Raw genomic sequence first — 13,656 nt, 5'->3', positions numbered from 1 at the left:
ATCTAGAACAATAGATACGTAAGCTCAACGAACGCCTATATGTCTATTGTTCTAAACCATCCCGTGACAGAGAGTCGCGGCGCTTTTGCAAATGGCGCGACGTAAGTCACAGAATGAATTTTACTCACATCGAAAACCACCAGTGAATTAAACTTAGGTGCATAACTTTTAGTGGGTGTGCCATCGGGTTCAAAAAACTGCAGTAGCCCGCCCCAGTCAGGGTGCCAACTTTTGCTTAGGCTGAGTACATAGGCATAAACCCGGCCCTCAGCTTCTACAATATCATTATGTCGCGTTAAATACTGGCCACCTATAAAGCGCGTTGCTTGGGCTGAGGTACGGATAATATTCTGGCTAGAAATTGCTGAAAAGCACGACTGTATAGCGTTACTGTTGAGATCACTGTAGAGCCTTTGCAGAGTCTCAGGGCTTGAGGATGCTATGGAATGGCGGCCATACATAAAACCAACACCACGCGAAGCATAACTATGTATATCTTCAAGCAAGGCTTGCTGCTCTTGTGGTGTTAAGGCAAGAATATCACTGTCCTTGACTGATTTTGCTGTCCCGTTATGAAACAGTGCGAGCTGGTAGTCTAGATTACAGAGGCACTCATGTAGTTGTTGAGCGTTTGTATCGTCTAGAATATTTTCAATCCGTGCAAAGCCTTCGTTGCTCAATTTTTGCTGTAATTCTGTTTGTTGTTGCTGCGAAAGTTGAAGCATAAATACCTACTGCTGATGTATGAGCCTGTTTGTACTACTGTAAACAGGATGCCTTAGACTTCAGTCCAATGCTGATTATTTTTTATCTATGCTAAAGTGAGTTTGGCTGAAATGCCATCCCTCTGCACTCATCGATAGGCAAAAAAATGAAAATCAATGGACTACTGCTATTCTGTTGCGCATGGGTCATATCCGTGATCCCATCACCAGCCTTGGCGGCTCAAGGCACCTTAGATCTTACTAGCTCGACACTCGGTTTGGTTTGTATTGTTGTCTTCGTTTTAGCATACGCACTTGTAATGCTTGAAGAAAAACTCCATATGCGAAAATCAAAGCCAGTGCTTGTGGCGGCAGGCATCATTTGGCTCATGATTGGGGCGTATTACGTTAATCAGGGACAACCTGATGTTACCGAGCACGCATTTCGGCACAATTTGTTAGAATTTGCGGAGTTGATGTTGTTCTTGCTGGTTGCGATGACTTATATCAACGCGCTTGAGGAGCGCCGCCTTTTTGATGCGCTACGAGCATGGATGATCCAAAAGGGTTTTAGTTATAAGAATCTCTTTTGGATCACTGGGTTCTTATCCTTTTTTATCTCTCCAATTGCAGACAATCTAACCACAGCCTTGCTAATGTGTGCCGTGGTGATGAAGGTAGCTGAAGGTGACAAAGAGTTTATCAATTTAAGCTGTATCAATATCGTGATAGCTGCCAATGCTGGTGGAGCATTCAGCCCCTTTGGTGACATTACCACTTTGATGGTATGGCAAGCCGGTATGGTACATTTCAGTGAGTTCTTAGCGCTTTTTGTTCCTTCACTGGTTAATTACATCGTACCAGCAGTCGTAATGAGTTATTTTGTGGCGGATAGAAAGCCCAGTGCAGTTTACGAAAGAGTAGAGCTTAAGCGCGGTGCTTTAAGAATTTTAACTTTGTTCCTATTGACTGTTGCAACTGCTGTGCTTTCACACAGTTTGCTGCATTTACCACCGGTACTTGGCATGATGATGGGCCTCGGTTACCTACAGTTTTTTGGTTACTTCCTGAGAATGACGTTACCGGGGTCATTAGCACGAAAGCGAGCGATGGCGGAAAGAGAAGGGGATCAAGAGCGTCTCGAGAAGCTAGGAAGTGTTGTGCCATTCGATGTCTTTAGCAAAGTTTCACGCGCTGAGTGGGATACCTTATTATTTTTCTACGGTATCGTTATGTGTGTTGGCGGTTTGGGGTTTCTCGGCTATTTAAGTTTAATGTCAGAGATATTATACGGTGAATGGTCTGCAACCTATGCTAACGTATTCTTAGGGGTTATCTCCGCTGTGATCGATAACATTCCTGTAATGTTTGCTGTGCTGTCGATGCAACCTGAAATGTCACACGGCCATTGGTTGTTGATCACGCTCACAGCAGGGGTAGGAGGGAGTTTACTCTCTATTGGCTCGGCGGCTGGGGTAGCACTCATGGGTCAGGCTAGAGGCTATTATACTTTTATGGGGCACCTAAAATGGGCACCTGTGATCTTGCTTGGTTATATCGCGAGTATTTTATGTCACCTGTGGCTCAACGAATCTGCTTTTAGTGTGTTTGGCTAGCGCTTAGGTAAGACGTAGTGAGAGTGAATAATAAATATGTGTTTCACTCTCACTGCATTTATCGCTCGGCGAGGTAGTGTTGATATCGTTGTACCCATTCCTGTGATACTGGCTTTTCCATATTTAGCACTTTCTCGACTTCAGTAACTACAATTGCACCATGTATTTTTCCCACCATAACGGGCGTCGCAACATCAGTGTTTGCTTTGATGTTACCATTAATCACTTCCACAGCAGCTACCCCTAATTCCGTTGCGAGCATTCTATCTTCAACAGATGGTGCGCCGCCTCGTTGAATATGGCCTAACACGCAAAGTGCGCAATTGATATCGGCATTGTTATTTAACTCTGTTTGAAGCGCTTGAGCGCCACCTGGCCATAAATTTTCCGCTAGTATAATCAAAAAGCTACCGTGTTGATGTTGATGCTTTATGGCATTTTTGAGATGAGCTAAGACCTGAGAGGTATTCTCTGCCGTGCAGTTTTCAAATGAAATGATAGCCTCAGCGCCTGTCGCTATGCCTACATGGTAAGCGATATGTCCGTTATGACGACCCATTACCTCGGTGATAAAGACCCGCTCAAAGGCATTTGCAGTATCGCGGATTTTATCTATTGCAGAAGTCGCAGTATTGATGGCGGTGGAAAAACCAATGGTGTTGTCACATCCCGAGAGGTCGTTATCTATAGTAGCGGGAATACCGACTAGTTGACCTTGCCAGTGCTCTGCTAATACTTGCAATCCTTTAAGTGAGCCATCACCACCAATCACAATAAGTACGTCAATATGGAGTTTTCTAAGTGCGTTTGCGGCTTGAAGGACGCCTGAGGGTCCTAGCATCGCAGGGCAGCGGGCACTTTTTAGAATTGTGCCACCAAGTTGGGTGATATCTGTGACAGAATCAGTATTGAGCTCAGTATATTCTTGGTTAATTAGACCATTATAACCATGAAAAAAACCAAAGCATTGAAATCCGGAACTTAGGGCACTTAACGTGATAGCCCGAATTGCCGAGTTCATACCCGGCGCGTCCCCGCCACTTGTCAGTACTGCTATCCGTTTTGTCATGTCGTCACTCTAACGTTACTTGGTTATTCTTTTTGTATACTACCAGAGTAACTTTAAGACAAGTTGATCGACATTAAAGATAGCCAATAAGTGTAGGGAGATAGAAAGGTAAAACGGCATTTAGCTTTACCTAAATGCCGTTTTAATTAACGTTGCGTGATCTTGCTAGCAAGTTCTTCACGTTGTGCGGTCGGTAGGTTATCTACGACGATTTGATAAGAATCATCGATCATTTTCTTTATTTCGTCTTCTGGAATAGTGCCATCCAAGATGACTGTATTCCAAAGCCGCTTATTCATGTGATAACCAGGCACAACAGATGAATACTTGTCTCTAAGTAACAATGCTTCGTCAGGGTCGCATTTTACATTTAACCACCAAACAGGTTCACCATTTTCATCTATTTGCCCCTCCTTCCCCTCAGTTAGAGTTGCAAACATTTTATGCTGAACTTTGTACACATCTACGTCTTGCGCAAAAGGCTTAGTGATAAAGGTAGCAGGCTTGGCCTGCAAATATTCATGTACGCTTTTCTGATCCATAGCCCGTGTCCTTGAAGTAACAGTTAATACTACATGAGAGTAAGTTTAGCAGCTCTTGTGATAATACTGTAATCGTCTATCAGTAAAAACTATCAGAAAGTCTATACTATGGCGTTATAACGCAGACAATTATTGAATAACTGACCGATTTGTATCGGTTTAACTCACAGTTGACGATTAAAATAAATACAGTGTGTAAAAGCACCAAAATTTCAGTCGTCTACAATATTAGAAAAGCTAACTTTTAATTTCCAGTTAAGGACTAAGCTGGCTTCACAAATTATGCTAAAAACACTCTCATAACCTAAGTGGACTAAGCTAGGAAATCATTGCTAGTTGACCGTAAAAATTTCCCCACTTGTCTCTGTTTCCCTAATCAGGGAAAGTTATGGAATAGCACTCCTTACGTAATGCTATACCTCTAAACAGTCCGCTATTAAATTAAATAATACAAAAATATGCAACAATAATTTCTGTATTGATTAAATATTGAACGTTGTGTAGACTCGTCGGCCGCATTAGTAAATAGTATCGAAATGCGATGTTTCTGCGCCAAGGAGAAAAGCCCTTGGTTTACTTGATAGATGAAAAACTTCAGGAGTATCAGTGGCTTTTACAATCATATCCTTGGTCTGTGCTGTGGTAATTTATCTTCAAACCCTCTGGACTGGAATGCCTAGAAAGCGCTGGCTGAGCTTAGCATTAATTACGGGCCCTGCGGCGCTTATTCTTTTTCGGGTGCACTACCGTAGAGCTTGGATGCGTCGTTGCGCGAATTTAGTTAGTTGGAAAGCGTAAATGGAGCTAGGTTAAATGAAATAGGGCTACTGTACGAGTTGAAGGTTTGGTTTCTCGCTCGGAGCATGTTGTTTCAAGAACTGTTCAAATTCACTGCTTGATAGCGGTTTTGAGTAGTAGTAGCCCTGAACCGTTTGGCAATTCAGTTGCTCTAAAATATTAAGTTGTTCTTCATTTTCAACACCTTCAGCAACAACGTGAAGGTCTAAGTTGTGCGCAATAGTAACGATGGAGTCTACCATGTTTCTACCACGTTCATTGTTCATATCGTCGATAAATGCCTTGTCTACCTTAAGTGTATTCAGTGGAAATTGCTTGAGATAAGCCAGCGAGGAATAGCCGGTGCCAAAGTCATCCATGGCTAAATGTATTCCCCTCGCACTAAGCGAGCGCATTATCGAAATTGCTTCTTTTGGATCGTCCATTACTGTTCCTTCCGTGATTTCTAATTCAAGAAAATAAGAGGGAAGTTGATTTTTTTGCAAGATGATATCGATCCGAGTTGTGAGATCTGGCAGGCTAAACTGTTTTGCTGATAAATTCACCGCAACTCTGCCATTAAACAGCCCTTTATCAATCCAATGTTTAACATCGCGGCATGCTTTGTCTAAAACGACTTCACCAATTTCGATGATCTGCCCAGTTTCTTCCGCGATAGGAATAAACACACCTGGACTTATCACCCCTTTTTTCGGGGTAATGAAACGGACGAGTGCTTCCATACCAACCAGTTCACCGGTTTTAATATTCATTTTTGGCTGATAGTAGACGACAAAGTGATCTTCTTTGAGGCCATAACGCATCAGGTTTTCTATTTGTAAACGCTTTACCGCTTGTTCGTTCATCGAGTCATTGAAGAACAAGTAGTGATTGCCTTTTTGTTTCGCATGATACATCGCTGTATCTGCATTTTTTAGTAAACTTTCAGGTGATTTACCATCTTCAGGGCAAAGCACAATTCCTACAGACGAGGTGATCACTAACTCATGATTGGCAATTTTAAAAGGTGTCGCAATCGCAGCCAAAAACTGTTTTGCTGTTCGTGTAATGGTGTGAATATCATTGGTGCCAGAAATAACCAGCGCAAACTCATCACCACCTAGGCGATAAAAAGTATCTTGTTGGCGGGCGAGCTTATTCAGTCGCATTGCGAGTTTTGCAAGCAGAGTATCACCAAGCTGATGTCCTAATGAGTCGTTGATTTTTTTAAAGTTATCTAAATCAAAAACAAGTAAAGCATGGTGAGTGCCCTGCTGAGATAGTTTTTGTAGATTAGTGAAGAATAAGTTGCGATTGGGAAGACCTGTTGTACGGTCGCGATTCGACAAATTGTGGAGTTGAGATTCCGCTTTTTTACGCTCGGTTAAATCAGAATAAACAACTACATAGTTGCTGATCTGGCCATGGTTATTTTTAATTTCATCTATGGTTATTTCAATTGGCAAGAGTACATCGGCTGCATTTCGTAGTTTTAACTCTTCTTGCCAGTGTTCAGTTTGCTTAAGTTGGGCTTTTACTTGAGCGACAAACTTTTGATCATAGCCTGGTAAATTGAAATGTTTATTCAGATAATGTTCCCGTTGACCACCAAATAGTTTCAAGTAGCTTGGATTTAGATCAACTAGATTATAGTGCTTATCGTAAATTGCAATTGCGTCAGTGAGCGACTCTACACATTTCGCAAACAGGTTTAACCTCTCCTCAGTGCTCTTAAAGTGGCTGATATCGCGAACTGTGCCTGTCATTCTCAGAGGGTTGAGATTGGCGTCTTTCTCAATAATTTTACCTCTGTCTAACACCCAGTGATACTGACCTAGTTCATCTTTAATTCGGTAGCTCGCTTCAAAAAAAGGGGTTTTTTCTGCGAAATGCTGCTTCATCAGTTTTTCGACGATTAATAAGTCTTGTGGGTGGATCCTATGCTGGTTGGGTATGATGCTGCCGGGCTTTGCGGAGTTCATACCGTACTTGTCATTGATCCGTACAATTTCTCCTGATTGAATATTCCAATCCCAAAGCGTATCGCCACTGCCTTCAATGGTGCTTTTAAATCGTTGTTCTGAGTGCTTAAGTTGAAATGTAGACTTCTTAAGTTGATGGTTTGACCAGATTAAGTAGGGGATGCTAAGTAGAGCAATAACACATGGCACAAACCAAGCGAGCTGGGCTGCAGTTAACACACTCACGTCACTGGCGTACGACGAGTACGAAATCAGTGATAAAAGTAGAGTGTTGATTGTTATTGTTTTTATTTTTAGGCTCATAAAGTGCGTAATTCATAACTGCAACCTTTAATCTAAATCAAGCTAGTGTTGTAGTCAAAAGGAAAACGTTGATTAAGGGGAAATTCAGGTTAATTCAGGCTTTTTACAATAGTGAAGCAAAGTTTAGGATGAAATTCATTGTACTAACAAGTAACGCTGAATATTTACTAAGCTCAAATAAAGCCTGAGGTCTGTGTGCTAAGTGAAAAAAGCCTTGATAGTAAGTGAAAGTGCGATAAGCGTCCCTTGCTTACACTAGAACTGCTAATTACACTTTAAAATCAATCGCGGAGCACTTGGCTCTAGCATCTTATCTATATAGGTAATCATGTCCTCCAATTCTAAATTGGTCAAAGCTTGGATTAACCTTTGTTGCATATCAAACTGGTGAAAGTCATTGGTAATTGAGATCCACAACCGTTGTGCTCTAAGTCTTAGGTTTTTGTCTCTCTCAGAAATATGTAGTAATAAGCTTTCTTTTGAACGTTGCCAGTCAGACTCATCCAATTGACGCAATTGCTTAGCGAAACACTTCAGAAATGCATTATGTCTAGTTAGTAGGTATTCACTATCAAAGTTGGGCGATTGAATGTAAAAAGCAATTCCCGCACGCGTATTGAATGGTGCATACCCCGCGCCAACTAAGTAACCAAGTTGCTCTTTGGTCCTCAATTGTTCGAAGTAATCTTGATTAATAAGATTATTAATCGCCATCATGGTGACTTTTTCTTTAACGGAATCGGTGCGTGATTGAAAATATTCAATAAAGGCATGATCACTGCCTTCGCGTTCGATGTGTTGTTCAGTCAGTCTAGTTAACTCGTTTAAGGGGCGCTTTAAATCTTCTAAAATTTCGCTGCTTGAAAACAGCCCGTGGACTGATGTTTTTAATTTTTCAGCATGTTTTAGTTGCCAGTTACCATGCATAAAGGCTTTGACGTGGATTGCTGAAAAGAACTGCTTTCGAAATAGCTGAAATTCATTAAAACTGGCACTTTTAAGTGCACTGGCTAAATCTTCAGGGCTTGGGTTCCATGGCATCAAATGTGCCCCCAGCCGGCTAAATAGTTCGCTAACTGGCTTATTTTTATTGTGACTTCTCCAGTGGCGAATAAGTTGCTTCTTATATTCGGCAAAACGAGCAGCATGAATTGGTTGATTCAATAGCGCCTCGACCAGCTCTAAAACTAAGGTGATTTGGTTACCAGTAAGTCCAGCAGTATGTAATGTTAGACCCCCTTGGTGAGAATTTATGTGATAACTAAGACCTGCTAGTTCTGCGCTATAAAAACGTTCTGCGACTGCATCCATAAATAGATCGGCAAATAGACGGGAGAGTGCCATATGCTTGTGACTAGTAACGGATGGGGCAGAGTCTATTTCGAGATAAAAATGCCCTTTGGTGACTCTAAAAGTTAAGTCCTGCTTAAACCAAAACTCAAACCCTGGCTGATCAGCAAGTCGGATCGGCGTATCTTGATCGCTCTCTACATCGTGGAGTGGATTTTTCGCACTAAGGTATGGATTAATTAGTGGTAGCGACATTTGTGGTAAAGGCATATGCACATTATAGAGCGACTCAATCCAGTCCTTTGCTATCGGTGAGACACTGTATGGCGTGTTGTACCACTTGGCCTTTTTATTTACCTCTGCATTAGGGTGGATAAGCACGAGGCGCATATTGGTAGGGCACAGATGCATCAGTAGTTTTTCGTGCTGCTCTTGTGAAAAGCCATCCATGCGATAATCACCATAGAGAAAATCTTCTTCCTCATAGTGGTGCATATTAACGCTGATTGAATTTACCCAGTCCAACATTCGGCCGACTTCTTGGTTATCGAACGCGATATTCAATAATGTACTTTTATCTTGGTAAAGACGTGGCAGCGCTGCGGTGTTCTGCTTAATTAGCGCCAAGTACTCAAAGAGCATTTCCACTATGTCTTCATAGTATTCAATCCCTTCATCGGTCAGTGCAAAACTGATGTTAAAGTCTCTGAAATTACTACCTGTGATCCCACCACCAGCCGATAGTGCATTGATCCAACCTTGTGATTTGAGGATAGAGTACAGCGAGCCTTTACCTTCATACCCCAACAAATGGGCTAAAAAGCTCACACTTTTATGACGGTATAAGTCTGTAGGGTTGGGCATAGCAAAACTGACAATAAGCTTTTGCATATGCTTTCGGGGTTTGATCTTTAACTCTAATTGTAAGTCGCATTCACGATACATTGGGGCTTGTATCGTGGGCTTTTCCTCTTTAGTACCAATTATTTTCGCAAACGGTAAACTGTAGGATTCCAAGGTTGTCAAAGGTTGTGGTCCGGCAACAACAAGAGTCATCCACTGAGCTTTATAATACTTATTAAAAAATGCGCGTAGTTCACTGGCTATATTGCCATTACGATCCGCGAGAGTGTCGCGCGTACCAACAGAAAACTTGGCAAAAGGATGCTTAGGATTGATGGTTTCTTTGTGAACTTGGTAAATGCGACGGCCATCATCTTTGATTTTCATTTTAAACTCGGCATCAATGGCTTCGCGTTCTTTTTCGGTATCGCTTTCGTTCAGCAGTGGAGATACAAAAAACTGGCTAAAGCGTTCTAGCGCTTCATCTAATCGTTCGGCGTCACAGTCAAAATAATAGCTTGAGTGCTCGGTGCCAGTCCAGGCGTTACTCTGGCCACCATATTGACTAATAAACTGCGAAAACCCGCCAGAATCGGGGTGTTCAACGGTACCAAGAAACAGCATATGTTCCAAAAAGTGCGCCATACCTTGGCGATTTTCAGGATCGTCAAAGTGACCAACGTTAACGGTTAATGATACGGCGCACTTGGCGGTTGAATCGTCATTAATCAATAAGATTCTAAGACCATTGTCCAGTGTTAGTAATTGGTACTGCCGATTATCATTATTACTCAGTTTCAATATGCTGCTGCCGATAGATTAGTTAAAAGATAACTGAAGGTAATTAGAATTTCATTTCGTGTTAATCCTTCATTTGTTTTAATATAGCGAACAAACCAGTGAGATAGCTACCGGTTTAGAAGAAAATAATATCGAATTGCATATATGAGTAGTCAGTAAGCATAAGATCCTCTGTTGTGAGCGGCATAAAAGGGAAAGGCCATTAGCGACAATAGCTTAAATGCGGATCTCATTGTTCATGAGATAAATATATGCTGGGTGATATAAACAGAAGGTGCTGAACAGTATGAAGACTATCTTGATAATGCGTCATGGTGAAGCTGAGCCAATGCAGGCCGATGATGCGAGTAGAAACTTAACTGAGCTGGGGTTACAACAAGCCAAGGATATGGGTCAATGGTTGAAACAGTACTTTGAGATAGATGCGGCATTAATAAGTCCGTTTACCAGAGCGCAGCAAACGGCCGAGCAAGTGCTTGCTGTACAAGCTCCCCAATTGGTTGAAACCTGCGCAGATATCGTGCCGAGTGGCTCAGCACACACAGCCATTGATTATTTAGAAACGCTTATTTCTTTGCATCCTGAACACCAAACCTGGATTTTAGTGGCACATATGCCTGTCGTAAGTTATCTAGTTGACCGCTTATGTCCCGATACTATGCCTATTTTTTCAACCGCAGCTGTCGCTATCATTGAGTACAATGAGCAAACAGGCCGAGCGGAATTTACTTCGATGCAATTACCTTAAATTTTTCTCATATTTTAATGTAGAAAGGCTAAAACTTACCTTTAATCGGTCTAATGTCCTCTTTTTAATTTTGTTTGAACTTTATCATTACACCGGTGTCATAGCCTTGGCACCGCAATCATGATTACCGGAACAGTCAGTACATTTGTTTGGGCGCAAATCGTATTGTTCAGATAACCAGCACAGTTTCGACCACTGTGTTATGGTTCTGTTATCGGTAAATTTGGTTTTTTGGAACTTATATAGCCATAAGTTTAAAGGACAATTGTCCGCTTTTTTGTGTTTTTTGTTGCTAAATGTCGTAAACTGTCAGCTAACGTCGCTAAAAGTTACAAAAAAATTGATTTTTTAGTTCGGTTTATAAAGCAAAGTAGAATTTACCTGCTATAATTACCGCCGTCTCGTTCAGCCTTACAAAGTTGTATCGCACTCTCGACTGTAAGGTCCGCGTTTTTACATTTTAATCGCGAAAAATTGAACGTTCACGCCTAGTGAAACGGCGCCCAAATTTTAAACCGTTGAACAAAGAGTGCACTAAAAGGTCGAAAACCAACATGAAAGCAATGAAAAGATCTACGTTAGCTACCCTAATAAATGCTACGTTGTTCTCTGCTGTGGCAGGTACTTCATTTTCTTCACTTGCTGAGGAAGAGCAAGCCAAAAAAAATCAATTGGAAGTTATTCAAATCACCGCTCGTAAACGTGTTGAAAACGCGCAGGAAGTACCTGTATCTGTTTCTGCACTTCAAGGTGATAACTTGAATGCTTATAGCTCAGCGGGTATGGACATTCGCTTTATGAACGCGAAGATCCCAAGTCTATCGGTAGAATCTTCGTTTGGTCGTACTTTCCCACGTTTTTACGTACGTGGTTTAGGTAACACAGATTTCGATCTAAATGCGTCACAACCTGTATCTTTGGTTGTTGATGAAGTGGTTCAAGAAAACCCAATTCTAAAAGGCTTCCCTGTATTCGATATTGCACGTATTGAAGTATTACGTGGTCCTCAGGGCACGCTATTTGGCCGTAATACACCTGCAGGTCTTGTTAAATTTGACACTGTTAGACCAAGTCAAGAATTTGATGGCTATGCTGCTGTTTCTTATGGTAGCCGTGGTGCAGTGGACTTTGAAGGTGCGGTAGGCGGCTCAGTAACCGACCGTATCTCAACACGTATTTCTGCCTTGTGGCAGGAACAAGAAGATTATATCGATGTAAAAGCGCCAGGTTTTGAGAAAAAAGATTCGTTAGGCGGTTACAGCGAGCAAGCCGTTCGTGTTCAATTCTTATATGAAGGCGATGACTTCAACGGCTTATTGAATTACCACTACCGTGATTTAGATGGTCGCCCAATTGCATTTCGCGCAAATCTGATCGAGAAAGGCACAAATAACATTAACCCATTGTATGATAACGATGTGGTATACCACGATGCAGCCTCTCGTTCGACGCAACAGGTTGAAACTCAAGGTTTGAGCCTAAAACTTGAGTGGGACTTACCTGAGCATACCGTGACGTCAATCACTGCTTGGGAAAGTGCTGAAATCTACTCACGCGCAGACGTTGATGGTGGTTACGGTCCAAATGATGCAGGTGTTTCAGGCCCTGGTTTGATCATATTTACTTCAGAAACTGCGGATGTTATTCCTGAGCATAATCAGTACACGCAAGAGCTGCGCTTATCAAGCAACTTTTCTGGCGATTACAACTACCAAGTTGGTGTCTTCTTATTTGAAGAAGACCTAATGATTGAAAGCTATAGCTTCAATACTAATGGTTATGATTCTGCATATGCACAGTATGGCGTGCAAAATGGTTATGCTTACCAAGATCAAGACACATCAGCATGGGCAGTATTTGGTTCTTTTGATTACACCGTATCTGATGATTTAAAAGTAACAGCTGGCTTGCGTTATTCTGACGACGAGAAAGAGTTTTACGCCAAGCGTACTAAGAACCCAACACCTTGGAACGGTTCTCCAGATGTACTTGACGATACCGCTAACCCAAGCGATAGCCACGTAAGCTGGGATTTAAGTGCCACTTACAAGCTAACTGATGATGTAAACTTGTTTGGTCGCGTTGCTAACGGTTTCCGTGCACCAAGTGTTCAAGGTCGTATTTTGTTTGGTGATGAAGTGACTGTTGCTAAGTCAGAAACGACCAACTCAATCGAAGCGGGCATTAAATCTGATGTACTTGATGGCCAAGGCCGCGTAAACGCGACGGTATTTTACTATCAAATGGATGACCAGCAGCTAACAGCTGTAGGTGGTGGCTCAAACTTCAACCGCTTAGTGAATACTGATAAAACAACTGGTTATGGCTTCGAACTCGATACCGAGTGGGTGTTAACAGACGAGCTAAATGCAACATTTAATCTAAGCTATAACAAAACCGAGTTGGAAGATAAAAACTTAGCTGTAGCGGTTTGTGCGCAGTGTACAGTAACTGATCCAACTTATATGGTTGAGGGTACTAATGGCCCTGAGGCGCGAGCAATTTTGGATGGTAATAGCTTACCTCACGCACCTGAGTGGATTGCAAACGCGACACTTCGCTATACGAAAGAGTTAGAAGATGGCGAGTTCTTCGTCTATGGTGATATGTCTTATCGTAGTGAAGTAGACTTCTTCTTATACAAATCAGTAGAGTTTGAAGGTGAAGCGTTGTTTGAAACAGGCCTTCGTGCTGGTTATATGTGGTCTGAAGGCGATAACGAATATGAAGTGTCAGCCTTTGTTCGTAACCTATTTGACGAGCAAGTGGTTATCGGTGGTGTAGACTTCAATAACAACACCGGTATGCTAAATGAAGCGCGCTTCATTGGTGCTGAATTCAAAGTGAAATTCTTCTAATTCACGCTACAGTGATTATAATAGAGTAACTAAAGCCCGCGTTAAGCGGGCTTTTTAATGAAATTTTTATGTTAGGAGTGGATATGTCAGGTTTTTGGAATTATCGAGTGATATATTGTGAAG

At 41.9% G+C, this 13,656-nt stretch carries 8 protein-coding genes; 3 read left to right on the top strand and 5 right to left on the bottom strand.

The features are described from left to right. Nucleotides 1–35: 35 nt before the first annotated feature. Entirely contained in the window at nt 36–725 is a 690-nt protein-coding gene (locus tag L1D50_RS15485) for a 2OG-Fe(II) oxygenase family protein (RefSeq protein WP_128728579.1), read from the bottom strand. A gap of 146 nt (nt 726–871) precedes the next feature. On the opposite strand from L1D50_RS15485, the gene nhaD reads away from it, so the two are divergent. Then, nucleotides 872–2,320, top strand: coding sequence for a sodium:proton antiporter NhaD (gene nhaD / locus L1D50_RS15480; protein ID WP_128728578.1), 1,449 nt, complete (start codon nt 872–874; stop codon nt 2,318–2,320). A 58-nt stretch (nt 2,321–2,378) separates the two neighbouring features. On the opposite strand, the gene L1D50_RS15475 is transcribed toward nhaD, so the two are convergent. From L1D50_RS15475 to L1D50_RS15460, 4 genes are all read right to left on the bottom strand, one after another. Then, a complete protein-coding gene (locus tag L1D50_RS15475) occupies nt 2,379–3,389 on the bottom strand; it encodes an ATP-dependent 6-phosphofructokinase (protein ID WP_128728577.1) in 1,011 nt (336 codons plus the stop codon). 146 nt (nt 3,390–3,535) lie between these two features. After that, complete coding sequence (locus L1D50_RS15470; protein WP_128728576.1) at nt 3,536–3,931, bottom strand: MmcQ/YjbR family DNA-binding protein; 396 nt, start codon at nt 3,929–3,931, stop codon at nt 3,536–3,538. A gap of 824 nt (nt 3,932–4,755) precedes the next feature. Then, nucleotides 4,756–6,993, bottom strand: coding sequence for a bifunctional diguanylate cyclase/phosphodiesterase (locus tag L1D50_RS15465; RefSeq protein ID WP_128728574.1), 2,238 nt, complete (start codon nt 6,991–6,993; stop codon nt 4,756–4,758). Between the two features lie 264 nt (nt 6,994–7,257). After that, on the bottom strand, nt 7,258–9,927 hold the full coding sequence (locus L1D50_RS15460; RefSeq protein WP_239966355.1) for an insulinase family protein: 2,670 nt from the start codon (nt 9,925–9,927) through the stop codon (nt 7,258–7,260). A 286-nt stretch (nt 9,928–10,213) separates the two neighbouring features. Here L1D50_RS15460 and sixA point away from each other — a divergent pair, with 286 nt between their 5' ends. Continuing rightward, the gene (gene sixA / locus L1D50_RS15455) at nt 10,214–10,675 is read left to right on the top strand and encodes a phosphohistidine phosphatase SixA (protein WP_128728572.1); all 462 of its coding nucleotides are present in this window, start codon (nt 10,214–10,216) and stop codon (nt 10,673–10,675) included. A gap of 554 nt (nt 10,676–11,229) precedes the next feature. After that, a complete protein-coding gene (locus L1D50_RS15450; protein ID WP_128728571.1) occupies nt 11,230–13,533 on the top strand; it encodes a TonB-dependent receptor in 2,304 nt (767 codons plus the stop codon). The last annotated feature ends 123 nt before the right edge of the window (nt 13,534–13,656 follow it).

It is taken from the genome of Pseudoalteromonas sp. Isolate6 (assembly GCF_022398435.1).
Lineage (GTDB): Bacteria > Pseudomonadota > Gammaproteobacteria > Enterobacterales > Alteromonadaceae > Pseudoalteromonas > Pseudoalteromonas galatheae.
The sequence above is the reverse complement of the archived record's forward strand: the minus strand, read 5'-3'. Positions and strand labels throughout refer to the sequence as shown.